Source organism: Halolamina sp. C58 (assembly GCF_051195095.1).
Classification (GTDB): domain Archaea; phylum Halobacteriota; class Halobacteria; order Halobacteriales; family Haloferacaceae; genus Halolamina.
The window spans coordinates 665234-688934 of sequence record NZ_JBNTJY010000002.1 but is presented as its reverse complement, the minus strand read 5'-3'; the positions used below and the strand labels follow the sequence as shown (position 1 = coordinate 688934).

The window sequence follows — 23701 nt, the reverse complement described above, 5'->3', positions numbered from 1 at the left end:
ACCAAGAATATCGCTAAGTCACTAACACATTCTCAATCGAACTTTGCCGAAAATCTGAATCGAATTTTCTATATCAAAGTCTCTCAAAGGGCAATAGCGCCGATTTACTGAGGGAATTGGGCTACGTGGTACATAGCAGAATCCATCAAAACCACCATATAGGGGTATAATTACTATCAATTATATTCTGAAAGTTTATTATTAGAAGGGCTAGGATATGTCAAACCTTCAGATTTGGTTTGATAGGGTACTTTTGAGAGGGAATTCAGAAGGAAGAGAGTCTGTATGTAGGACAAAGGAATGAATCAGGATTACCCCGGTCCCTATTCAAATGAGCGACGTGAGTCGGCCAAATCCCCTTTAATTAAATATCATTAGTTAGAATTCGGGGAACCCCGAAAATCGCAATTCCTGTCAACAATCCGAAAGTGCTTTATTTCTCCGGCTCCTAACGTGAATGGGGCGACGTAGTTCGTCCTTCCTTCTCTTCCTTCGGTTTCCGGAGGATGAAAGGTAAAGTGAATCATTCGGCCTTTGGCCGTTCTAGAACGACCCCTCCTTGAGGGAGATATCAAGGCAACCCGTCCCCGTGGGGATATAACGGGGTGGGATTCCGTTTTCAGACATATTACCGGACCCCATAAGACGTAAATAGCTCATGCTAGTTGGTTCACATAATGACAAGCAAGAAGAAGAAGATCGAAGAGAACCGGGAAGCATTGGAGACTGTCGCAAATGCTGATTGTTCGGCTTCATGGATAGCACAGGAACTTCTTCGGTCAATTGAGGGGGATACATCGTGTTCTACTCCCGAACCCAAGGAACCCGACACAGAGCCAAGCATTGACTCTCAAGAGCCGACAGATACAGAACCAGAAGGGAGTATATTCGCTTATTGATCCTGAAGCTCTTCGATTAAATCGGGATTCTCGCGGAGTAGTTCCTTCATTTGGTCAAGTGCATCCTCTTCCTCCCCTTCTACTTCTCCCTTCGCTTCATACGTATCTTCCTCAATTTTATCCTGTGTAGATTTTGCATCGGGCGTGAACACAGTACCACATCGGGAGCAAGCCTTAGCGTTCGGTTCTAGCGAATTCCCGCATACGTCACAGATTTCCGGAGTAAGTGGTGACTCTTCTTCAGGCTCCCGAAGCCCAAACGCTTCTTCGGCCCTTTGAACATGATCGTCACCGGATAAATGGGAATACGTCGTTTCCATGACTTGGCTGGCTTTGTCATGTCCGATGAGATATTTGATAGTATCTTCAGCAAGGCCGTAATCCCGTTTTGCGATAGTAACGAAATTATGCCGCATGGCGTGGGGATTCATTGGCTTGGAAATGTCCGTATCTTCCTTAATGTCCTTCATTACCCGGCGGATTGTTTCACCACTTACTGGCTCCGAAGGGTCAACAGCATTCCAACTCGGGCGGGCCGTAATCAGATAATTCTCCGGATCACTTGGGTCGGGGTGATATTCCAACCAGTTTTGAACAGCCGCCTTTGCTCCTAGTAGCGGGCGATTCCCGTTTCTCTCTTGAGCCCCTTTCAGTCCGTCTACTTCTGGGTTCAATCGATACGTCCCTTCCTGTGGATTCACATCTTTCAGCCGGAGGGTTCGAAGAGCTTCCCGGCGTTGGCCCGTATACAGTAAGAGTTGGAAAATCAGTTTATCTCGGGGGTTTCTCGCGGCTTCGCGGGCTTCCTGAATTTCTTCTTTCGTAAGCATATCCTCCGGATTGACCGGGGAATCCTCTTGCTCATACATCGGAATATCCGAAGCTTCAATCCCGAAATCATGGTAGCCGTAGAATTTCCGAAGGGCCGCTTGGTATGATCGGAGAGTTGATTTCTTAATCCCGCTATCTTTGACCGTTGGGTGGCTCCCGTCATGCATTCTCTGAACTTCCTGATTCATTTCTTCGGCTGTCGCTTCAGTAAGGTTCGTTTCACGGGCGAATTGCATTAACCGATATAGCCAAGCCATTAGCGTACTTGGCTCTCGGGTTCCTTCCCCTTCGGGAGTTGACTGCATGACGTTATGACCGTCGTATGCGTCAAGCAACTCTCTCACAGCTGTTGCTGTATCTGGATCAATCTCGCCGGCTTCTACGTATTCAGAGAACGTTTCCTTTCGGCGTTCTAGCTTCTCTCTCGGGGTAGTCATTGGCTCAGCTACAATTTCCCGCTACTCCCCTATATGCTCTGGGAATAAGCACAACTCGGGAGTTTAACCGACAAGAACAAGCAGTCGGGGATTGCGGACTTCATGTAGGCGACGGCGGGGCATCCTCGTTTTGGCTCCCGTTTCTGCTTTCCGCGACAGCGACAGCAGCTCGATCCGTCGACATCGACGGCAACAGCAGCTCGATCGCTGGCACCTTGTGACCGCAACCGCCCCGCACAGCTCACGGACCTCCCCAGCCGACTCGTTCACTCCCTTCGGTCGTTCACTCGTCCCTCGCGCTGTCGTACGGGCGACCCACGCGTCGCCCGTACGGCCTGCGGGACCGGAGGTCCCGCTCTGACACGCGGCACGAGGCCGCGTGCGCTTCGCGCCACCGCCGGCTGTGGGGGCGGTGGACGCCTCGCGATCGGCGACCATCGCCGATCGCGGGGGGAGGGGTGGGGACTCGGCGCTGTGTCGGGCCTCGTGCCCGACACACTGCGGTCACAAGTGGTCAGGCTTCGAGATGCCGTTGCTGTGCGTAAACGCTCCTCCCTCCGAAGAAACAGCTAAAGAGACTCGACCAACCCAAACTACTCCATATACCCCAGATCCTGCAGCCGATCCTGAATCTCCTCGTCCATCTCCTCCACCGAGTCGTCGCTGACTTCGCCCGCGGCAGCACTCGTCCACGCGCCGCCGATCTCGGTCTCGAAGATCGCTAGCTCGCTCTCCACCTCGTCGATCTCCTCGTCGGGATCGTCCGCGAGGTTCTCCGTCTCGCCGGGATCCTCGTCCAGCCGGTACGCTTCGTCCTCGATCCGGTCGATGCGGACGTACTTCGCGTCCGCCCGGCGCGCGGCGCGCATCCGCGCGTAGAACCGCGAGTCCTCGTCGAGTTCGATCCCGGCGTCGGCGGCCTTCTCCTCCAGTTGCTTGAGCTCCACGACCGGCCGGGAGTACTCGACGAAGCCAGTCTCGCCCGACGGCGCGGCCTGCTGCGCCGGGTCCGGGTCGTCGACACCGTCGAACGCGCGGTAGGAGTCCGAGAGCAGCGAACGCGTCGGGTCGAGCGCGACCGCCTCCTCGTCCGACCCCGGGGTCGGCGTCGCCTGCGCGTCGAACGTGTCGAGCACGGTGTGATAGAGGTCGAGCAGTTCGACGGTGTCCTCGCGGCGGTCGGCGTCGAGTTCGGGGTGTTTCACCAGCAGCGGGACGTTCACGAGCGGGTCGTACAGCCCGAACTCGTGGCCGTAGAGGTCGTGCTCGCCGTGGAGTTCGCCGTGGTCGGCACAGACGACGACCGCGGTGTCGTCCCAGCGGTCGGTCTCCTTGAGCCAGTCGAACAGTCGGGTGAGCTGGCTGTCGATGTGGGCGATCTCGGCGTCGTACAGGCCGCGGATGTCCTCCCACTCCTCGTCGTCGATATCCTGCGCGCCGGAGTTGTACAGCTTCGAGTTCTGACAGACCTCGCCGGAGTCGACGCCGGGGGCGAACTCCTCGCGGAACTCCGCGGGCGGGTGGTACGGCAGGTGGGCGTCCATGAGGTTGATGAAGGAGAACCACCCGTCGCCCTCGCCGGCCTCCGCGTCCTCGACGAACTGCTTGGTGCGGTCGATCACCCGCGGGGTCTTCGAGTCGGCGCCCTCGCCCGAACTCAGGTACTCGTGGGCGGTGTTGCCCGCGCTGACGATCATGTCAGCGAGCCTCCGGAGCCGGGGGTTGTCGTTGAGCACCTGCCACATGCGTGCGAGCGGGCCCGAGAGCAGGTCGCCCGGCATCACCTCGAAGAAATTGTCCTGATCGTCGAACCCATCGGTGAGGTGGGTGTAGGGAGTGATCCACGCGTTCGAGGAGTAGCAGGCGGTGTCGTACCCCGCCGCCGAGAGCGACTGGGCGAGCGTCGTCGCCCCTTCGAGGTAGGGGTTCTCCTGATCGGCGCCGTGGCGGGAGGGGTACATCCCCGTGAACATCGAGGCGTGGACCGGGAGCGTCCACGGCGCGGGCGCGACGGCGTTGTCGAACACGGTCGCCTCCTCGGCGAACGCGTCCAGCCCGGGGGTCGTGTCACGGTCGTAGCCGTACGGGCCGAGGTGGTCCTTCCGGACCGTGTCCATCACCACGAAGAGGACGTTCTCGGGCGAGCCGCTGGTCATACCCCGAGTAGTGACTGTAGGGCGGATAAGTTTCCTGTTCCGTCCCGACCCGACGTACCGAGGGCGGTCAGGCTACTCGACGCGTGCCCGTCCGCTCGTCGCGGACTGGATCCGGTCGCGCAGCTCGTCGCTCTCCGTGACCGGCACCGACACCTCGAAGCTGACCTCGGCCTCGTAGTCGGCGTCGAACTCGCAGTCGGCACCTTCGAGCAGCCCCCGAACCGTCCCGGAGTCGTCGTAGTCGACGGTGACGGTGAAGCGGTGGCGCGGCTGAACTTCCGCGACGCCGGCGTCGTCGACCGCCTCCTTCACCGCCCGGGAGTAGGCGCGGGCGAGGCCGCCCACGCCGAGATTGGTGCCGCCGTAGTAGCGCGTGACGACCGCGACGACGTTCCGGATCTCGCGCTGCTGGAGCACGTTCAGCGCGGGCTTGCCCGACGAGCCCGTCGGCTCGCCGTCGTCGCTCTGGTACTCCCGGATCATGACCTCGTTCACGCGGTCCGGCGAGGTGTCGCCCGCCGGAACGCGGTAGGCCGGGACGTTGTGGGTGGCGTCGTCGTACTCCTCGCGGACCGCGTCGACGAACGCCTCGGCAGCCTCGACGGTGTCGACGCGGTCGACGTGGCCGATGAACTCCGAGCCGCGGATCTCGAAACGGGCCTCCCCGCGGCCCGCGACGGTACGGAAGCTCTCGGGCACGGCTCAGAAGCCCACTTTCCGGACGAACGAGAGCCCGCGGATCTCCTTCAGCAGGTCGCCGGAGGGCGCCTCGTCGAGGATGACGTAGAGTTTGGGCTCGTCGGCGAACTCCGGATCGTCGGAGAGCACCTGTCGGATGGTCAGCCCCTCCTCGGCGATGAGCCCCGTCACGTCGGCGACCAGCCCGGACGCGTCGGGGTTGCCGACCTCGACGGTGACGACCGAGAGGTCGAGCACGGGCGCGAGATCCATCAGGCTCGGCACCGCGGAGATGTTCTGGAAGATGTCCCGGAGCTCGTCGTCCGCCAGCAACGCCTCCGTCGTGGAGTCGACGACGCGCCGGTCGACGCCGATCTCGCGGGCGATCTGCGTGTCGGGGATCTCGATGCCGCCGGAGACGACCCGCCCCTCGTCGTTGATCGAGAAGCCGCGCTCCAGCAGCAGGCGCACCACCGCCTGCTGGGAGGGCGACCCCTCGAACTTCTCCATGATCTCGTCGAACACGTTACCGGACACGTGGGCGCGGTAGGGTTAAAGTCACTCTCCTCGCTCGGCCGACGACTCCGCCGGCGTCGTCCCCGCGGCGCGGTCGATCTGACAGTCGATACAGCGGTCGTCTTCGTAACAGTGCTCGACGCCGTGTGGACAGTCCCACGCCGACTCCTCCGCGGAGAGCCGGCGTTTCTCGCGCTCCCACGCGCGCTCCCAGTCCTCGATCGGGCCGTTGCGCTCGGAGTGGTAGACCACCTCGTCGTCCTGGAGGATCTTCGCCTCGTCGAGGTCGGCGGCCGCTTTCACCGTCGCGATCGCGTCGGCGATCGAGCCGGCCGACTCCGTCTCGATGCTGTGACGGCGGAACAGTTTGACGACGATCGAGCGACCGGTGGTCTCTGTGGGTGGGATGTCCACGGCTGTTCGGTTTCGCCGTCGGCGCTCGCCGGCCTTAAGCCGTGGGTCCACACGACACAGATTTTTCCCCGGCGGGATCGTCACCAGACCATGGCCGACCTCCAGTCGTGTTACTTCTGTGGTGCACCCGACGAGCTCGGGGAGTACGCGGTGGTTCCGCCCCGCCTCGGCGGCGGCGACCGCTCGGTGGTACTCTGTTCGGACTGCAAGACGAAACTGCTGCGCGTGATGGAGCCGTTGATCGAGCGGGCCGAGGCCGGGGACGGAGCGAGTGCGGCGGCGGACGACGCGACGGACGGCTCGACCGCGGCGGAGTCGTCGGGGGACGCCGGCAGTGACCCTGGTCCCGCGACGGACGGGATCACGATGAGCGCGGGCGGGAGTTCGGAACCGAACGACGGCGGTGGCAGTGCAGCTGGGGGTGGAGAAGGGGGCGGCGGTGCCGGATCGAGACCGGGCGACGGCGAGGAGACGCCGCCGAGCTACCGTCGGGCGATGCGGATGCTCTCGAACCGGCCGTTCCCGATCGAGCGGACGGAGGCGGAGTCGATGCTCGCGAACGCCTACGACCTCGAGCGCGAGGAGATCGACGCGGTGCTCTCACACGCGGCGTCGGAGGGACGGCTCGTCGTCGAGGACGGGCAGATCCGCGAGCCCTAAAGGGTCTCCTTCGTACTCGGGGTGTCGCTGCGGCGCTCGTCGAGCCGGGTCGCGTCGTCGAGCGCGCGGGCGAGCCCCTTGAACAGCGCCTCGATCTCGTGGTGGGCGTTGTCGCCCTCGATCTCGCAGTGGAGTGTCAGGCCGGCGTGCTGCCCCAGCGAGCGCGCGAAGTGGCGGGCGAGCACGCTGGTGAACTCGCCGACCCGTTCCTGTGAGAACTCGCCGGCGAACCGGAAGTACGGGCGGCCGGAGACGTCGACGACGACGCCGGCCTGCGCCTCGTCCATGGGGACGCGGCGGTCGGCGAACCGGCGGATGCCGGAGCGGTCCGCGAGCGCCTCGTCGAACGCCTGGCCGAGCACGATCCCCACGTCCTCGACCGTGTGGTGGTCGTCGATCTCCAGGTCGCCGTCGCAGGTCAGTTCGAGGTCGAACAGGCCGTGCCGGGCGAAGGCGTCGAGCATGTGGTCGAGGAAGCCGATCCCGGTGTCGACCTCGCTGTCGCCGCTCCCGTCGAGCGTGAGCGTGCAGTCGATCTCGGTCTCGGCCGTCTCCCGGGCGACGGTCGCGTGCCGGTCGGTCATGGTTGGGAGGGCGTTCCGCGGGGGCAAAGCGATTGTGGAAGGGTGGAGTTGTTCGGTGCTGTGGAGTGGGTGTTTCGGCCGAGATTGTGAGGGTCGGTATGCTGGTCGGACAGTTCGACGTTCTGACCGTGGGCACAACCACGGAATTCGTTGCGCCGACGGTGAACACGACCGCGGAGTTCGCTGTCCCGGCGCTGAACACGACCGCGGAGTGAGCCTGACCACTTGTGACCGCAACCGCCCCGCACAGCCCACATGCCTCCCCAACCGATTCGCTCGTTCGCGCTGCTCACTCGCTCATCCCTCGCGCTGAGACGCGGCACAGGGCCGCGTCCGCTTCGCGCCGACAGCCGTGGCGGTGCGGTGGCGGTGGACGCCTCGCGCTCGCCGACGGTCGGCGAGCGCGGGGGGAGGGGTGGGGACTCGGGGCTGCGCCGTTGACGAGAATCTCCGATTCTCGTCTGCCAATCAGAAATCTCCGATTTCTGATGACGGACCTCGTGTCCGGCGCACTGCGGTCGCAAGTGGTCAGGCATCGAGATGCTGTCGCGGTTGCTGTCCCAGTAGCCAACGAGCGAGATGCTGTCACTGTCTCAGGTACAGACGACCGAAACGCCGTCGGCGAATCAACTTCGGTCTCCAAACGTCTCGCCTCAAACACCCATCGCGTCCGATAAGGAGAACCGACCCTCGTACAGCGCCGTCCCCACCACGACCGCCGCCGCCCCCGACTCGCGAAGCTCACTCACGTCGTCCAAATCCGTCACGCCGCCGCTCGCGACCACCGGGATCTCCACCGCCTCCACCACGCGCTCCACCGCCTCGCGGTCGATCCCGGAGAGCTGTCCCTCCACGTCGACGTTGGTGAACAGCACCGAGCCCGCGCCCAGCTCCTCGTAGCGCGCCGCCGCCTCGGCGGGATCGAGCCCCGTCCCCTCGGTCCAGCCCGAAACGACGACCTCCCCCTCCTTCGCGTCGAGGCTGACCATCACGCTCCCCGGATGCGTCTCGGAGATCTCCTCGACGATCTCGGGGTTCTCGACCGCGGCGGTGCCGAGGATCACACGATCGACGCCGGCGTCGAGCAGGCTGGTGGCGTCCTCCACAGTCCGGATCCCACCGCCGACCTGTACGTCCACGTCGGGGCCGGTGGCGTCGACGATCGCCTCGATCGCGTCGGCGTTCCCCCGCTCGCCCTCGAACGCGCCGTCGAGATCGACGAGGTGGAGGGTTTCGGCGCCCTCGTCCAGCCAGCGCTCCGCGGCGGCGACGGGGTCGCCGTAGCGTTTCCCCGAGTCGCGCTCGCCCGCCACTAACTGCACCGCCTCGCCGTCCTGTACGTCCACCGCGGGGATCACCTCGAACGTCGGGAACTGGCTCACGCCCGGGGCTGGGGCCGCCGCTCGCTTAGCCGTGCCGGAACCGGGGGGCGGTCGGTATCCTTTTCCGCCACCCTCGCCGAGAGAGCCCCGTGCCACAGGAGTCCCATCGACGGCTCGTGGAGGAACTCACGAGCCGGGGGTACAACGCCGAGCGCGAGGCGGTGACGCTGCTCGCGAACGCCGGCGAACCCGAACTCGCCGCCGAGGCAGCCGCCGAAGCCGCCGGCGACGCGTTCGTCGTCACCAGCGAGCACGCCCGTGAGGCGCTCGACAGCGCGCTGCTCGACCCCGCCCCCGACAGCGAGGCGACTCCCGACGACCCAACCCCGCCGGACGCCAGCGAGGGCGCCCCCGACCTCGCCGAACAGGCGCCGACGGACATGAACGCCGGGAACGACCCGACGCCCGCGGACGAACTGCTGACAGGGGAGGACGGAAGCGACGGCCCCGACGTTTCGACTGGAGACGGCGAATCAGAAAATCGGCAGATAGAGCCGGGACGTGGAGTCGAAACAGAGGGGTCACACGCGGGCGCGAGTGCGGGCGACGCGGGAGCGGGAGACGACGGCGGAACGGCCGCTGAGGCTGGAGGTGACTCACCGACAGCCGCCGACGCCGTGGGCGACCGCTCGCCCCCTGCCCCGGAGATCCGCAACGACGTGACCGGGCGATCGACGGGGACCGGGGAGTACGACGAGTTCGTCGGGACGTTTCAGGACCGCTACGAGCGGCTCTCGGGGCTGCTCCGCGGGCGCGTGAACCACCGGCCCGCGGAGGCGATCCAGTCGATGCCCGGCGGGAGCGACGCCGAGATGATCGGACTCGTCGACGACATCCGGTCGACCGCCTCGGGCCACTGGATCGTCGAACTGGAGGACACCACCGGGACGTTCCCCTGCCTGATCATGAAGGATCGCGCGTTCGCGCCGCTCGTCGACGACCTGCTGCTCGACGAGTGTCTCGCGGTGCAGGGGACGCTGGCCGACGACGGCGGGATTCTGTTCGTCGACTCGCTCCACTTCCCCGACGTGCCGCGGACGCACAAGCCCAACACCGCCGACAGACACGTCCAAGCCGCGCTGATCTCCGACGTACACGTCGGCAGTCAGGAGTTCGCACAGGAGGCGTGGGATCGCTTCGCCGACTGGCTCCACACGCCCGAAGCCGAGGCGGTGGAGTACCTCCTGATCGGCGGCGACATGGTGGAGGGCGTCGGCGTCTACCCGGATCAGGACGAGGAGCTGGATGTGGTGGACATCTACGAGCAGTACGAGACGTTCGCGGAGGAGCTCAAGAAGGTGCCCGGCGACATGGAGATCGTGATGATCCCCGGGAACCACGACGCCGTCCGCCTCGCCGAGCCCCAGCCCGCGTTCACCGAGGAGCTGCGGGACATCATGAGCGCCCACGACGCCCGGTTCACGGGCAACCCCTCCACCGTCACCGTCGAGGGGGTGTCGGTGCTGATGTACCACGGCGTCTCGCTGGACGAGGTGATCGCCGAACTCCCCGAGGAGAAAGCCAGCTACGAGGAGCCGCACAAGGCGATGTACCAGCTACTGAAGAAGCGCCACGTCGCGCCGCAGTACGGCGGCCACACCCGCGTCGCGCCGGAGGAGAAGGATTATCTGGTGATCGACGAGGTGCCGGACGTGTTCCACACTGGCCACGTCCACAAGCTCGGCTGGGGGAAGTACCACAACGTCCTCGCGGTGAACTCGGGCTGCTGGCAGGAGCAGACGGCGTTCCAGAAGTCCGTCAACATCGACCCCGACTACGGCCACGCGCCGATCCTCGATCTGGACACGCTGGACATGACGGTGCGGAAGTTCGTGTAGGCCGGAGGGTCTTCTCCGGCCGCGAGAACCGCAGTCGATCTTTATCGCGCTTCGAGCCGAAGAGAGGGCATGAACGCTACGACGACCCTCCAGACGGTCCGTCCGGCGGTGATGCTCCAACCTCTCGCGGTCTGGCTCGTGATGGCCGTCGTCGCCGTCGGGAACGGGGTGTTCCGCGAAACCGTCCTGATCCCGCGGATGGACGAGTACACCGCCCACGTGCTGAGCACCGCGATGCTCGTTCTCGCGATTCTCGCCGTCTCCGCGGCCTACTTCGGGTGGAGCGAGACTGCGTTCACGCGGGCGGAACTGCTGTTGATCGGCGCGGTCTGGACCCTCCTCACGGTCGGATTCGAGTTCCTCGTCGGCTACGCCGAGGGGACGCCCGTCTCGGTCACGATCGGGCAGTACGACGTGTTCGCCGGACAGGTCTGGATCGCCGTCCCGCTGACGCTGCTTTTCGCGCCGCTGTTGTTCGGGTGGTGGTTGGCGAACTGAACGAGTCGAACTGAACCGCCCGCGTTTATGCCGCTCCCGACCCCACAGCCGACAATGCCCATCGAGGACCGCGACCAGGCCAAGCTGGTCACGCACGCGCTGGCGAAGGACACGCTCTCCCAGATCCGGGACCGGGAGACCGAGCAGGTCGGCTTCCGCAAGGGGCTCGTGAAGCTCGGCCGGATCTGCGGCTACGAGATCATCGACGGCGCGATGGAGACCGAGTACGTCCCGGTCGAGACGCCGCTGACGGAGACCACCGGCGAGCGCGTCAAGGGGCTCGACGACGTGGTGATCATCAACGTCCTCCGGGCGGCGACGCCCTTTGTCGAGGGGCTGCTGAAGGCGTTCCCCCGCGCGAAGCAGGGGGTCATCTCCGCCGGCCGCGACGAGGAGGCCGGGATGGGCGACGACGGGACGTTCCCCATCAGCGTCGACTACAAGAAGCTGCCCGAGATCACCGAAGACGACACGGTGGTCGTCGCCGACCCGATGCTCGCGACGGGGTCGACGATGTGCACCGTGCTGGAGCACGTGCTCGACGCCGCCGTCGAAGAGCCCGAGGACCTGTTCGTGCTGTCGGCGGTGTCGGCGCCGGAAGGGCTCGTTCGCGTGAACGAGGCGTTCCCCGAGGCCGACCTGCTGACGGTGTCGATCGACGACGAACTCAACGAGGAGGGGTTCATCGTCCCCGGGCTGGGCGACGCGGGGGATCGATCGTTCCGGACGACGTGAGCAGTCGACCGTCGTGAACTGACTACGAACCCCACCGGTCGTAGGCGTAGATCCCCCCGGCGGCCAGCAGTAGCACGACGCCCAGCGCCGCCACGCCGAGGCCGACGACGAACCCGCCGAACCCGGGGCCGAAGTCGTCGACGTGACCGTAGACGGAGACGGTGTACAGCGTGTCACCCTTCCAGATGGCCGTCGGCAACTGGTCGACGTAGGGGTCGTTCACGTACGGGCGGTAGCCCAGATCGTCGCCCGTGGAGTTGTCGATCACGGCGTCGATCGTGGCCTGCTCGCCCGCCGAGAGGTTCGCGTAGCGCGGCGCCTGCTCGGCGATCGCGTCGGCGACTACCCGGATCGAGACGTTCTCGGCGCGGACGAGCGAGCCGTTCTCTTCGACCGTGAGGCGGTAGTAGCCGTCCGGTTCGGTGTTCTCGTTGGTGTCGCGGACGAACGCGTACTCGGCGTCGATCCCGCGCAGATCCGCGCGGGCGTCCGGGTCGTCGACGGTCGCCGAGCCCTCGCGCATCGCGGTCACCAGCGCGTCGAGCGTGGCGTTCGGGGCGCGGTAGTCGTCGCTGTACGGAGCCGTGATCCGGTAGTCCGGGATCGCGACCTCGTGATCGTGGGCGTCGACGAGGCGCTTCTGGTCGGAGACGTTGTCGAGGTCGATCGGCTCGGCGACGTATATCTGGGAGCTCTGTGCTGGCGGGGACGTGGCCTCCGCTGCCCAGCCGAGGTAGTACGGCGCCGGGAGACAGAGGAGCCCGACGACGGCGAGCAGGAGGGCGACGCGGCGGGAATCCATCGGCCGAAAATCGCGGCGTTTCGGGTAAGTGCCTTCTGGGGCCTCAGGGCGACCAGTTACAGGCGGCGCCGTCGGCCAGCCCGCGCTCGTCGACGTAGGTGGTGAGACAGGCGTAGTTGCAGAACCCCATCGGCTCGGCGTCCACGGCACCCTCCGCGACGTAGACGGGGTCGTGCTCCTCGACGGTCGAGTCGCAGTACTCGCAGTCCATACCCGTCGTTGCCGCCGGACCGGGGTGGGTGTTTCGGCTGACCCCCTCGCTTCGGTTCGAAACCGACCCACTGGGCGGCGTCTGACGACCACGTGAAAGCCTCCCTCGGAGGGCTCCGGAGCGGTCCGGAGTGGCACGGACGGCTCCGTTTTCGGTGGTCCCGGATCGTGTAGCGACTCCCGAGCAGTGGCGGTCGGCAACCCCCTCGCTTCAGTTCGAAACCGGACGGCTGCGTCGGGTCCAGCGGTCAAGAGAAAACCACCCCGGTATCGCTCCGGAGGGCTCGGGAGCGCTACTCGTCGTTCTGTTCTTCGTCGTCGCCCGCCGAGAGGCCGTCGTCGGGCTCGCGGTCGAGCGCGCGCGGCACGTCGTGGTGATCGCTGTAGCCGTCGAACCACCGGGCGATCCGTTCGATGCGGTCGACGATGTGGCCTGGTTCGCCGGAGCGGGAGAGCTCGTGCCCCTCGCGCGGGTAGCGGACGAACCGCGTGTCGGTGCCCTGCTTGCGGACCATGCGGTACCAGAGTTCGGCCGTGCAGGCGGGGGTGCGGTAGTCGTCGTCGGAGTGGATCACCAGCGTCGGCGTCTCCACCTCGTGGGCGTGGCCCGCGGGCGACTGCTCCCAGAGGAACTCGGGCTCCTCCCAGGGCGTCGTGTCGAAGTCACCCTCGACGAGGCTGTAGGCGCCGTCGGTCGAGCCGTAGAAGCTCGTGAGGTCGTAGACGCCGCGTTGGGAGACGGCGGAAGTGAAGAAGTCGGTCTGCCCGACCGTCCACGAGGTCATGAAGCCGCCGAAGGAGCCGCCCGTGAGGTGGACGTCGTCGCCGTCGACGTACTCGCGGTCGATCAGTAGGTCGACGCCGGCCATCACGTCGGTCAGCGTCACGTCGCCCCAGTCGCGCTCGATGGCCTGCATGTACTCCTTCCCGTAGCCCGTCGAGCCGCGGGGGTTCGACCAGAACACGACGTAGCCGCGGGCGGCGAGGGTCTGGAACTCGTGCCACATCGTCCCGGCGGTGGTCCACATCGCGTGCGGGCCGCCGTGGACCTCGACCGCGAGGGGGTACGCCTCGTCGGGGTCGAACTCCGGCGGCGTGATCGTCCAGCCGTGGACCTCGCCCTGCTCGGAGTCGAAGTGGAGCTCCTCGGGTTCCTGTACCGACACGTCGTCGAGGTAGTCGGCGTTGAGTTCGGTGAGCCGGACGCAGTCCTCGCGCTCGACGCCCGGGTCGCCGTCGAGGCCGGGCTCGTCGGCGTGCTCGATCGGGGCGACGAACACGTCGCCGGGGTGGTCCCACTCGCTCATCGCAAACGCGAACCGGTCCTCGCCGACGTGGCCCGTGCTGACCGCCCCGGGACGGATCACGCGGCTCGGCGGCTCGCTCGCGTCGCTCGGTACAGACCAGACGCTCGTCTTCCCCTCGTCGGGCGTCGAGAAGTAGACGCGTTCGCCGTCGGGCCCCCACTCCGGCGCGGACTCGTACCCTAGCCCCCGGTCGAGATTCTCGGTGAGCCACGCCACGTCGCCGTCCTCGTCGAGCAGTTTGAGCTCGGTCGGCTGGATGCTGGCCTGCTCCTCCTCACTGTAGAGGAAGACGATCTCGCCCTCAGCGTTGGCGGCGAGGCCGGCGCCCCAGCCGCTCGTTTCGTGGAGCGTCTCCGCTTCCTCGTCGTCGGTGTCGTAGGCGTGGATCGAGTAGCGGTGGGAGTCGTCGGGGTCCTCGCCCACGTCCTGTGCGGTGTAGTACAGCGTCGACGGGTCGCCCCACTCTGGGCCGCCGAAGTCGACGTCGCCGTCCGTGATCCGCTCGACCTCGACGTCCTCTGCGCTCGCGAGGCCGTCGCCGACGTGGGCGACGTACACGTGCGAGCGCGTGCCGTCGAAGTACGACTGGCCCGTTCGGTAGACGGTGCGGTCGATGACGCGGGGGTCCGGCTCCTCGCGCTCGTACTCCTCCTCGTCGGAGATATCGGTGTCGAGCCCCTCCTCGCGTTCCGCCTCGGTCGTGGACTCGGTGAACGCGATCCGCGTGCCGTCGGGCGACCAACTGATCCCTTGGACGCCCGCGGGGACCGCCGTGACCTGCCGGGCTTCGCCGCCGTCGACGGGGATCAGCCAGAGCTGTGGGCGATCGTCGTCCTTCCCGCGGTTCGAGACGAACGCGAGGCGGTCGCCCGACGGCGACCAGCGCGGCTGGCTGTCGCCGCCCTCACTGACGGTGAACTGGCGGGGGTCGTCGCTCCCGTCGCTGGGGACGAGATACACCGTCGACTCGTAGCTCTCGTCGTCGTCGGGGGTCTGCCGGACGAACGCGACCTGCTCGCCGTCCGGGGAGAGCCGAACCTCGCCGGGTTTGGTGAGCTCGTGGAAATCCGCGGCCTCGATTCGTGCCATGGAGTGACGCGCGGTCCTGCGGACCGAAAGGATGTCGATTGCGGACAAAAACGAGCGAGAGCGGCGACGCGCCGAGCGGCGGAGTAGTCAGAAGGCCTATCACGGCCCCCCGTCAAGCGAGGGACAGATGAGTGCTGGCGAGGGGCCCCCGCCGAAGCCGTCTGCCGGGGACGACGAACCGGACGGGCTGATCCAGCAGTTCCTCCACGCCGAGAGCGGCCCGCTGATGTTCGCTCGCGAGATGGTGACCAGCATGGCGACCGTCGCCCTCGTCGGGCTGTTGCTGTTCGCGATCAGCGGCGTCTGGCCGCCGATGGTGGCCGTCGAGAGCGGGAGCATGAACCCCAACATGCAGAAGGGCGACCTGATCTTCGTTACCGAGCCCGGGCGATTCGCCCCTGACGCCGCCCGGGGCGACACCGGCGTCGTCACCCACCGAGTCGGGGAAGAGGTCGGCTACAAGACGTTCAACGACTTCGGGACGGTCGTGATCTACGAGCGGCGGAGCGGTCCGCCGGTGATCCACCGCGCCCGGTTCTGGGTGGAGGACGGCGAGAACTGGTACGACGAGGCCAACAAGGCGTGGATCGAGGGCGCCGACAACTGCGCCGAGATGGACAACTGTCCGGCCCCCCACGCCGGCTTCATCACCAAAGGCGACAACAACGCGTACTACGACCAGACGAGGAACATCCGCGAGCCCGTGAAACCGGAGTGGCTGATCGGCACCGCGCGGCTCCGGATTCCCTACCTCGGGTGGGTCCGGCTGGGGTTCTCGGGTGCGGCGACGACCGGCCCCGTCGATCCCGGCGTCGCGAGCGCGACGACAGACGGCAGCGTGGCGGTGAACGCCACCGCTTCGAGTGGAGTCGAGACGCCGGGGTGGGTCGAGGGTGGGTCGAATCCGGGCCTCTCGTCGAACCAGATCGCCGCGGCGTGATACGGCAGTTGTCGGGGTGAGTCCGTGAGGTTCGAAGAGAACGTCGCAAAAAGTCGGGGAGTCGATCAGTTGTCGAAGCGAGCCTGGACGAACGGCTGGGCGTTCTCGATGTCGCCGAGCCGGGAGTCGGAGAGGAGGACGTGTTCGGTCTCCTCGATCGGGACCGACAGCGAGATCTCCTTGGTGCGGCCGTAGCGACCTTTCGAGACGACGACGGCGTTGACGATCCCCAGCATGTCGAGTTCGCTGATCAGGTCCGTGACGCGGCGCTGGGTGAGCACGTCGGCGTCGATCTCCTCACAGAGTCGCTTGTAGATGTTGAACACCTCGCCGGTGTTGATGTTGTGGACCCCGTTTTTCTCCAGCAGGATCGTCGCGAACAGGACGATCTTGCTCTGGGTCGGGAGGGTGCGGACGACCTCGACGACGCGGTCGAGTTCGATCTTGTCCTGGGCCTGCCTGACGTGTTGTTCCTCGACGGTCTCGGCCTGACTCCGTTCGGCGAGCTCGCCGGCGGTCCGGAGGAGGTCAAGCGCGCGGCGGGCGTCGCCGTGCTCCTGTGCGGCGAAGGCGGCACACAGCGGGATCACGTCGTCGGTCAGCGCGTCGTCTTTGAACGCCACGTCCGAGCGGTGCTGGAGGATGTCCCGGAGCTGGTTCGCGTCGTACGGCGGGAACACGATCTCCTCCTCGCCGAGACTCGACTTGACGCGGGGGTCGAGGAAGTCGGTGAACTTCAGGTCGTTCGAGATTCCCATGATCGAGATCCGGGAGGTCTCCAGTTCGGAGTTCATCCGGGAGAGGTTGTACAGCGTGTCGTCCCCGGACTTCTCGACGAGCTTGTCGATCTCGTCGAGCATGATCACGACCACGCGCTCGTGGTAGTCGATCGCGTCGAAGAACTTGGTGTACACGCGGTCGGTCGGCCACCCGGTCATGGGGACCTCCTCCATCTCCTCGCGGTCGTCCTCGAGTTCGGCGATCTGCTCGTCGATCTCGCCGACGCTCTCGAACTCCGTCTCCGTGAGTGCGTCCTCGTCGCCGTCGGTCGCGGCCGACCGCAGTTCGCGGAGCTCGTCGAGACGGTCGGAGACGATCTCGCGGTTCTTCTCGATGAACTTGTTCGCGAGCTGGGCGAGCACGCGGTACTGCGTGTCCGTGATCTCGCAGTTGATGTACTCCACCTCACACGGGACGTCGTACTTCTCGGAGGTGGACTCCAACTCCTGGCTCACGAACTTCGCGCTCGCGGTCTTCCCCGTCCCCGTCTTCCCGTAGATCAGGATGTTCGACGGCGTGTCCCCGCGCAGCGCCGACACCAGAATGGTGGCCATCTGGTTGATCTGGTCGGTCCGGTGGGGGAGCTCGTGAGGCGTGTAGGAGGGTCTGAGCACCTCCTTGTTGCTGAAGATCGGTTCGCCGGCCATCAGGTCGTCGAACAGCCCCTGACTGTCGCCGTCGTCCTCCAGCATCCGGTCGATGTCGACGCCGCCAGTGTCGAGGTCGACGGAGGAGTCGATCCCCTCCGTGTCCAGCGAGGAGTCGATCCCCTCGGGGAGATCGTCGGTCGGATCAGTCCCCTCGCCGTCGGTCGGTTCGGTTCCCTCGGGATCGGCTGTCTCCTCAGTGTCGTCCGGATCGGCAGCCTCGGTACTGTCCGCTTCCTCGAACGCGCCGTCGTCCGTGATCGGCCAGCCGTCGTTCGGATCGCCCTCTCCGTCCGTATCGTCGTCGGTGTCGTTCATTTGGATACCCCTACGTTTCGTGTGGAGAACGGCACTCGGGACCGGTATATCCGGGACGTGACCCGCTGCAAGGCGTGATTCCACGCGAGTCGTTCCGGAGCGCCGTCCAGTTGATGCACTCGAACCAAATGAATAGGGGTACCAAAAACCTGTCCCTGTCGGCGCGACCTGCTGGGAGAGTCGCGTTGACGATCGGTGGCTCGGGCCGTCCACGGTCGGTGTGCCCCGTACCCCACTGTTTCGACTGGACCGATGGGGGGAGGGGGACCGCCGTCGGTCAAGTAGCGGTGGGTTCACGGGAGCTGATGGAAGAGCTCACCGAGATGGCGTTGGGAGTCCACCGAGATGGGTGTCGAGTACGGCGAGGGTGACCCGGCGATCTCTCGGTTCGTCGGCGGAGGTGAAACAGGGGGTCGTCCGGTTCGGGTGGCATGTACCCATCGCTTCGGCTGGAGGGAGTTGTCGGCGGTCGATACTGAGTGAGGGCGTCGGTCGTCATGTGGGGTCGAACGCCGGTCGACGGGAAACGAGGGCGGGTGTTGACCCCCCCACCCCATCGTTTCGGGTGGAACGCGGAAACAGCGGGGGTGGGGTGTGAGAATCGGCAGAAGTCGCCTGCTATCGAGCGGTAGTTTTACATCACGAGACGATAGATTAGTCCGTACTGCAATCTATCTTCTTTATTTAGCCGTGGAGTTGTGTGGTTAGTTGTGTTTCTCGCCAGTAGCTCGTCACCCCCACCCCTCGGACTCTCGGCGTTCCACGGGAAACGGAGGGGAGGGGGTTGTTCGGTTCCGGGGCAGAAAACGAAACCCGGCGGAACGAACGGTTCAGTCCATCTCCCCCGATAGCACTCCCGATCGCTTCCCGAACCCCGCCACCCACACCAGCGTTTCGACTGGAACCACTCAGCGTCGGAGCTCCTCGTCGCTTCGAGTCACCGACTAGTCAGATATCTGTTCAGTTCGTTAGCTATCTGTTCGGTTCGTTTCCTCTACGTCCTTCCCGCTCTCCTCTTCCAGCTCTCTTCCTACTTCTCACGCTCTCCCCGATCCTCGTTTCGCTACTCCCCGCCGTTTCGTCTCGACGGTCCAGAACGCAGTTCTCGATCGCCGAGGGCGTCGACCGCGTTCGGAAGAGCCCACCCCGCTCGACGCCATTCTTAAGTATATCGCCGGCGGAACTCGGTGTAACGGCCCCTTCCGTCACGGGGGCAGGAGACAAGGATGGGTCTGCTCACGAATCTGAAACAAAGTATTACGCGGGTCACGGACGGCCTGTTCGCATCGGAGGAGCCGAAACGGATCGGGATATACGGCCCGCCGAACGCCGGGAAGACCACGCTGGCGAACCGCATCGCCCGCGACTGGACCGGCGACGCGGTGGGCCCGGAGAGTCACATCCCCCACGAGACCCGGCGTGCGCGCCGGAAGGAGGACGTGACGATCGAACGCGACGGCCGGGAGGTCACGATCGACATCGTCGACACCCCCGGCGTCGCGACGAAGGTCGACTACGAGGAGTTCCTCGACCACGACATGGAGAAGGAGGACGCCGTCCGGCGCTCCCGCGAGGCCACCGAGGGCGTCGCCGAGGCCATGCACTGGCTCCGGGAGGACGTCGACGGCGTGATCTACGTGCTCGACAGCACCGAGGACCCGTTCACGCAGGTGAACACGATGCTGATCGGCATCATCGAGAGCCAGGAGCTCCCGGTGCTGATCCTCGCGAACAAGATCGACAAGGAGGAGTCGGACATCCAGCGCATCGCGAACGCGTTCCCCCAGCACGAGACGATCCCGCTGTCGGCGCTGGAGGGACAGAACATGGACGAAGTGTACGAGAAAATCGCGGAGTACTTCTCCTAACAATGCCCGAAGTTACCAGCGGCGACGGCGACGGGACGCCCCCCGAAGAGGACGGCCTCGACGACGGGGTCCGGGTCGACATGATCAGCGGCGCTCGGATGGAGGGGCTCACCAGCATGGAGAAGATCCGCCTCATCCTCGACGGCGTCCGCGACGGCAACATCGTGATCCTCGAGGAGGGGCTCACCCCCGACGAGGAGTCGAAGCTGATCGAGGTCACGATGACGGAGATCAGCCCGGACGAGTTCAGCGGCATCGAGATCGAGACCTACCCCAAGTCGAGTTCGAGCAACACCGGCCTGTTCGACCGGCTGATGGGGAAGGAGGAGCAGACCCAGAAGCTCACCGTGATCGGTCCGGCGAACCAGATCGAGACGCTCCACAAGGACGAGAACCTGATCAGCGCGCTCGTCTCGCGCAAGTAGTCCCGTGCCCCACGAGTGTACCACCTGCGGCCGGCAGTTCGACGACGGCTCGAAGGAGATGCTGTCGGGCTGTCCGAACTGCGGCGGGAACAAGTTCCAGTTCCAGCCGCCCGGCCGCGACACCGCCGAGGCGTCGTCGACGAGCAGCGACGCCACTCCGGCCGAGCCCGAAGCTCCCGACTCCGAGCCTCCCGAGCCGGCGGGAGCAGCCGAACCGGAGTCCACAGGCCCTGATCGCGTCGATCCCGAGTCGGTCGACGCCGAACCGACCGACCTCGGGGAGCAGTCGCCGGACCGAACTCCCGAGCCAGCCGCTGAGGTCGATGCCGGGGGCGAGATCGACGCCGGGGCTGGGGAGGACCGCGCACGTGCGGAGGACCGCGCACAGACGGACGCCCGCTCCTCGTCGGCCAGCGTCGACGAGATCGACGACGCCCGGCGGACGATGAGTGAGGCGGAGAAGTCCTCCGACGCCGAGTCACCCGCCCGCGGCACGCCGCAGGGTCCCCCGAGGGACACTCCCTCGGACGTCTCGGCCGACGAGTTCGACATCTCGGGCGCGGTCGGCCCCGAGGACGACGACGTCGAGAAACAGCCCGTCGCGGGCTCGGCGCCGGAGCACGAGGAGCCGGACGCCGACGACACCGATCTGGGTACGCTGCGCGAGGAGCTGAACGATCAGTTCGAGAGCATCAAGATCACCGCCCCCGGGCAGTACGAGCTCAACCTCATGGAGCTGTACGACCGGAAGGAGTACATCATCTCGCTGCAGGAGGACGGCCGGTACGTGATCGAGATGGCCGACGACTACGGGATCGACGAGTGACTCGTCCGTCCCTCCGCTCCGTTTCTACCTCTCCCCGATCCCGACCGCTTCAGCAACCGTTAACAGCCACGCGGTCGCAGGTGGCGGTATGAGCACGGCGACGAAGATCGTCACCAGCACAGTCGGCCTGTCCGCGCTTCTGGCGTTCGCGTTCGTCTTCCAGATCGTCCTCTCGGCCTGATGTTCGCCGAGCGGACGCTCTCGCCGGCGGTCGAGCGACTGCACAGCGAGATCACGCCCGAGGTGCTCGTCCTCGACACCGAGCGGGATTTCGAGACGCTCCCGCCGGCGGTCGCGGAGGAGCTCGGCCTCCTCGTCGACTCGCTCGACCCCGCCAGCTACCCCGATGCGTGGCTCCCCGAGAACGCCCCCGAACAGCTCGAGGCGTACGCCTCCGACCAGTTCACGATCGGCCTCCCGGGCGACGGCACGGTCGTCCGGACTCACCAGACGGTACCGCCGACGGTGCTCGTCAAGGCCCGCGCCGAGACAACCCCGGCAGCGTTCCGTGATTTCCTCGTCGCGGAGGCGCTGGTCGAGATCGACGAAGGGGTTTCGGAGAGCTTCCTCCCCTTCTTCGGCGAGCAGTACGCCGATCTCGACGACGCACTCGGGCTCGGCGGCACCGCGACGTACCAGATCGCGGCCGCGCTGTTCGACGCGTGGGTCGGCCTGCACACCCGCGAGCGGTTCCGCGCGTGGGAGAACGACCATCCCGAACTCCACGCCGCGTGGGCGGACGCCGGCGACCGCCTCGTCGGCCGGATCGACGACCTTCCGGGCGAGGTGGCCCGCGGGGAGACGGAGTTCCCGGCGGCGACGGAGCTTGCGTGCGCGGCGCTGAAACACGGGCTCGATCTCCCGGCGCCGTTCGCCGCGCTGGACACGCTGGCCTACCGCGACCACGGCGCCGAGTACGCGGTCCGGTGGGCGGAGAAGACGATCGACTCGCTGACCGAGTAGCCGCGCGGCGTTTCGACCCGTTCCACTCCTTCGACTGCCGCCTCCGTTTCGCCTGTACTCGCCGTTTCGACTCCATCTACCGCTTCGACTCCATCTACGGTTTTGACTACACCCACTGCTTCGACTGCGCTCACCGCTTCGACTCCATCTACGGTTTTGACTACACCCACTGCTTCGACTGCGCTCACCGCTTCGACTCCATCTACGGTTTTGACTACACCCACTGCTTCGACTGCGCTCACCGCTTCGACTCCATCTACGGTTTCGACTACACCCACTGCTTCGACTGCGCCCACCGTTTCGACTCCTTCGTCTCCGCGAACCGTTTCGGCCCCTTCGACTCCGCCGTACGTTTCGACTGGAACGGGAACCACCTCGCTGTCTCGCGGTTCTCGAGTCGAAAACGACGGACTGAGGGACAGAAACCGACGCCGGCAGGCTACTCTCGGGGTTCGTAGCTCACGGTCCCGTCGTCGTGGAGCCGGACCGTCGCGTCGAACAGATCCGCGAACGCGGCGACCGTCTCGTCGTCGTGCACCTCGCTGGAGAGATGGAACAGGCAGACGGCGTCGTGCTCCCGGACGAGTTCGATCAGCCGTTCGGCGGCCTCGAGTGCGGCGTCCTCGTCGCCGTAGTAGGCCAGTTCGCTCAGGGAGTCGAGCGTGATCCGGAGTTTCCCGTCGTTCTCGGTCAGGAACGCCTCGGCCTGCTCGACGATCCCCTCCACGTCGTCCGGTCCGGCGGCGTAGTGGACGTTCGGCGCCGAGCGCCGAGAGTAGCCGCGTTCGATCGAGAGCGTGTCGAGGATCTCCGCCTGCGACTCGTCGACCTCGTAGTACTCGAGCTTCTGTTCGACCTCGCGAGCGGTGGTTCGGGTCGAGACGACCAGGAAGCGGTCGGTATCGACGCTGAGAAAGTCCGTGTCGACGCGATCCGTCTCCCCGATACTGGGGTGTAGCAGCAGTAGCGCGGTCCCGGCCGGAACGCTCTCGGGCGCGCCGTCGATGGCGAGGTCGTACTCCATATCCGGTAGTAGCGCGGCGGCGACTTCAACCTCGCGGCGCTACCCCCGTCGACCTCGGCCCGGAGCCGAACCCGTTTTGCCCGCCACGCTCCACGCACGACCATGAGCGTTCGCGAGGAGTTCGACACCTGGGCTGCGGAGGGCCGCGAACAGGGGATGGAGGAGCGACACTGGCACACCGCGCGACCCATTCTCGCACGGATCCCGGTCGAGGAGGGTGACACCGTACTCGATCTCGGGACGGGGAGCGGCTACGCGCTGCGAGCGCTCCGGGAGCGCGGGATCGGCGCCGCCTACGGGCTCGACGGCTCGCCGGAGATGGCGCGGAAGGCCGACAGCTACACCGACGACGACGCGGTCGGCTTCCTCGTCGGCGACTTCGACCACCTGCCGTTCGCGACGGACTCGATCGACCACGTGTTCTCGATGGAGGCGTTCTACTACGCGAACGACCCCCACCGGACGCTGGAGGAGATCCGCCGCGTGCTGAAACCCGGCGGGACGTTCTACTGCGCGGTGAACTACTACGAGGAGAACACCGCCTCCCACGAGTGGCAGGAGAACATCGCGGTCGAGATGACCCGCTGGGACCGCGAGCAGTACCGCGAGGCGTTCCGCGATGCCGGCCTCCACGTCGCCGAGCAGGACAACGTCCCGGATCGGGAGACGGAGATCCCCGACGAGTCCGAATTCCCGTACGAGGGGTTCGGGAGCCGCGAGGCGATGGTCGAACGCTACCGGACGTGGGGGACGCTGCTGACGGTCGGTGTCGCGCCCTGATTGGCGGGATTTTTGCGGAGGTACTGCGCTAGCTGCGATCTTTCTCCTGTTCGGTATCGACGGCGACTTCGACCGCAACAGCAACTCGATCGTT

General features: G+C 65.6%; 24 protein-coding genes. 12 read left to right on the top strand and 12 right to left on the bottom strand.

Features of this window, described 5'->3' with window-relative positions; genetic code table 11:
* Nucleotides 1-677: 677 nt before the first annotated feature.
* Nucleotides 678-899, top strand: coding sequence for a hypothetical protein (locus tag ACQUSM_RS14200; RefSeq protein WP_435119618.1), 222 nt, complete (start codon nt 678-680; stop codon nt 897-899).
* On the opposite strand, the gene ACQUSM_RS14195 is transcribed toward ACQUSM_RS14200, so the two are convergent.
* The 5 genes from ACQUSM_RS14195 to ACQUSM_RS14175 form a co-directional block, all read right to left on the bottom strand.
* Nucleotides 893-2167, bottom strand: coding sequence for a tyrosine-type recombinase/integrase (locus ACQUSM_RS14195; protein WP_435119616.1), 1275 nt, complete (start codon nt 2165-2167; stop codon nt 893-895). The genes ACQUSM_RS14200 and ACQUSM_RS14195 overlap by 7 nt on opposite strands.
* A 593-nt stretch (nt 2168-2760) precedes the next feature.
* Nucleotides 2761-4323: a sulfatase gene (locus ACQUSM_RS14190; protein ID WP_435119614.1), complete on the bottom strand. Its 1563-nt coding sequence runs from the start codon at nt 4321-4323 to the stop codon at nt 2761-2763.
* Between the two features lie 72 nt (nt 4324-4395).
* Nucleotides 4396-5022, bottom strand: a complete 627-nt coding sequence (locus tag ACQUSM_RS14185) for an IMPACT family protein (RefSeq protein WP_435119612.1) — start codon at nt 5020-5022, stop codon at nt 4396-4398.
* 3 nt (nt 5023-5025) lie between these two features.
* Nucleotides 5026-5526 carry an amino acid-binding protein gene (locus tag ACQUSM_RS14180; protein WP_435119611.1) on the bottom strand — a complete coding sequence of 167 codons (501 nt, stop codon included), beginning with the start codon at nt 5524-5526 and terminating at the stop codon, nt 5026-5028.
* A gap of 33 nt (nt 5527-5559) precedes the next feature.
* A complete protein-coding gene (locus ACQUSM_RS14175; protein ID WP_435119609.1) occupies nt 5560-5931 on the bottom strand; it encodes a hypothetical protein in 372 nt (123 codons plus the stop codon).
* A 90-nt stretch (nt 5932-6021) separates the two neighbouring features.
* On the opposite strand from ACQUSM_RS14175, the gene ACQUSM_RS14170 reads away from it, so the two are divergent.
* A complete protein-coding gene (locus tag ACQUSM_RS14170) occupies nt 6022-6591 on the top strand; it encodes a hypothetical protein (RefSeq protein WP_435119608.1) in 570 nt (189 codons plus the stop codon).
* Here ACQUSM_RS14170 and hisB read toward each other — a convergent pair.
* Nucleotides 6588-7175, bottom strand: coding sequence for an imidazoleglycerol-phosphate dehydratase HisB (gene hisB / locus ACQUSM_RS14165; protein WP_435119606.1), 588 nt, complete (start codon nt 7173-7175; stop codon nt 6588-6590). The two genes, ACQUSM_RS14170 and hisB, sit on opposite strands and share 4 nt — an antisense overlap.
* A gap of 653 nt (nt 7176-7828) precedes the next feature.
* Entirely contained in the window at nt 7829-8557 is a 729-nt protein-coding gene (gene hisA / locus ACQUSM_RS14160; RefSeq protein ID WP_435119605.1) for a 1-(5-phosphoribosyl)-5-[(5-phosphoribosylamino)methylideneamino]imidazole-4-carboxamide isomerase, read from the bottom strand.
* Between the two features lie 116 nt (nt 8558-8673).
* Between hisA and ACQUSM_RS14155 the strand changes: the two genes are divergently transcribed.
* The 3 genes from ACQUSM_RS14155 to upp all read left to right on the top strand — a co-directional run bounded on the left by ACQUSM_RS14155 (nt 8674) and on the right by upp (nt 11628).
* Nucleotides 8674-10395, top strand: a complete 1722-nt coding sequence (locus tag ACQUSM_RS14155; protein ID WP_435119730.1) for a DNA-directed DNA polymerase II small subunit — start codon at nt 8674-8676, stop codon at nt 10393-10395.
* Between the two features lie 69 nt (nt 10396-10464).
* Nucleotides 10465-10893 carry a hypothetical protein gene (locus tag ACQUSM_RS14150; RefSeq protein ID WP_435119603.1) on the top strand — a complete coding sequence of 143 codons (429 nt, stop codon included), beginning with the start codon at nt 10465-10467 and terminating at the stop codon, nt 10891-10893.
* Between the two features lie 54 nt (nt 10894-10947).
* On the top strand, nt 10948-11628 hold the full coding sequence (gene upp, locus ACQUSM_RS14145) for a uracil phosphoribosyltransferase (protein WP_435119601.1): 681 nt from the start codon (nt 10948-10950) through the stop codon (nt 11626-11628).
* A gap of 22 nt (nt 11629-11650) precedes the next feature.
* Here upp and ACQUSM_RS14140 read toward each other — a convergent pair whose 3' ends face one another.
* The 3 genes from ACQUSM_RS14140 to ACQUSM_RS14130 all read right to left on the bottom strand — a co-directional run bounded on the left by ACQUSM_RS14140 (nt 11651) and on the right by ACQUSM_RS14130 (nt 15036).
* Entirely contained in the window at nt 11651-12430 is a 780-nt protein-coding gene (locus ACQUSM_RS14140; protein ID WP_435119599.1) for a hypothetical protein, read from the bottom strand.
* A gap of 43 nt (nt 12431-12473) precedes the next feature.
* Entirely contained in the window at nt 12474-12641 is a 168-nt protein-coding gene (locus ACQUSM_RS14135; protein WP_435119598.1) for a hypothetical protein, read from the bottom strand.
* 292 nt (nt 12642-12933) lie between these two features.
* Nucleotides 12934-15036 carry a prolyl oligopeptidase family serine peptidase gene (locus tag ACQUSM_RS14130; protein WP_435119596.1) on the bottom strand — a complete coding sequence of 701 codons (2103 nt, stop codon included), beginning with the start codon at nt 15034-15036 and terminating at the stop codon, nt 12934-12936.
* Between the two features lie 127 nt (nt 15037-15163).
* Here ACQUSM_RS14130 and ACQUSM_RS14125 point away from each other — a divergent pair, with 127 nt between their 5' ends.
* Nucleotides 15164-15976, top strand: coding sequence for a S26 family signal peptidase (locus ACQUSM_RS14125; protein ID WP_435119595.1), 813 nt, complete (start codon nt 15164-15166; stop codon nt 15974-15976).
* Between the two features lie 65 nt (nt 15977-16041).
* Here ACQUSM_RS14125 and ACQUSM_RS14120 read toward each other — a convergent pair whose 3' ends face one another.
* On the bottom strand, nt 16042-17721 hold the full coding sequence (locus ACQUSM_RS14120; RefSeq protein WP_435119593.1) for a Cdc6/Cdc18 family protein: 1680 nt from the start codon (nt 17719-17721) through the stop codon (nt 16042-16044).
* 1226 nt (nt 17722-18947) lie between these two features.
* On the opposite strand from ACQUSM_RS14120, the gene ACQUSM_RS14115 reads away from it, so the two are divergent.
* The 5 genes from ACQUSM_RS14115 to ACQUSM_RS14095 all read left to right on the top strand — a co-directional run bounded on the left by ACQUSM_RS14115 (nt 18948) and on the right by ACQUSM_RS14095 (nt 21803).
* A complete protein-coding gene (locus ACQUSM_RS14115; protein WP_053946762.1) occupies nt 18948-19589 on the top strand; it encodes an Era-like GTP-binding protein in 642 nt (213 codons plus the stop codon).
* A gap of 2 nt (nt 19590-19591) precedes the next feature.
* Nucleotides 19592-20014 carry a DUF2073 domain-containing protein gene (locus ACQUSM_RS14110; protein WP_435119590.1) on the top strand — a complete coding sequence of 141 codons (423 nt, stop codon included), beginning with the start codon at nt 19592-19594 and terminating at the stop codon, nt 20012-20014.
* 4 nt (nt 20015-20018) lie between these two features.
* Nucleotides 20019-20840: an OapC/ArvC family zinc-ribbon domain-containing protein gene (locus tag ACQUSM_RS14105; protein WP_435119588.1), complete on the top strand. Its 822-nt coding sequence runs from the start codon at nt 20019-20021 to the stop codon at nt 20838-20840.
* A gap of 88 nt (nt 20841-20928) precedes the next feature.
* Complete coding sequence (locus ACQUSM_RS14100; RefSeq protein ID WP_435119586.1) at nt 20929-21021, top strand: hypothetical protein; 93 nt, start codon at nt 20929-20931, stop codon at nt 21019-21021.
* Nucleotides 21021-21803, top strand: a complete 783-nt coding sequence (locus ACQUSM_RS14095; protein WP_435119584.1) for a DUF7089 family protein — start codon at nt 21021-21023, stop codon at nt 21801-21803. Before ACQUSM_RS14100 ends, ACQUSM_RS14095 begins: the two co-directional genes overlap by 1 nt.
* A gap of 439 nt (nt 21804-22242) precedes the next feature.
* Here the strand turns inward: ACQUSM_RS14095 and ACQUSM_RS14090 are convergent, their stop codons facing one another.
* On the bottom strand, nt 22243-22827 hold the full coding sequence (locus tag ACQUSM_RS14090; RefSeq protein ID WP_435119582.1) for a DUF7090 family protein: 585 nt from the start codon (nt 22825-22827) through the stop codon (nt 22243-22245).
* A 102-nt stretch (nt 22828-22929) separates the two neighbouring features.
* On the opposite strand from ACQUSM_RS14090, the gene ACQUSM_RS14085 reads away from it, so the two are divergent.
* A complete protein-coding gene (locus ACQUSM_RS14085; protein WP_435119580.1) occupies nt 22930-23607 on the top strand; it encodes a class I SAM-dependent methyltransferase in 678 nt (225 codons plus the stop codon).
* Nucleotides 23608-23701 lie beyond the last annotated feature (94 nt).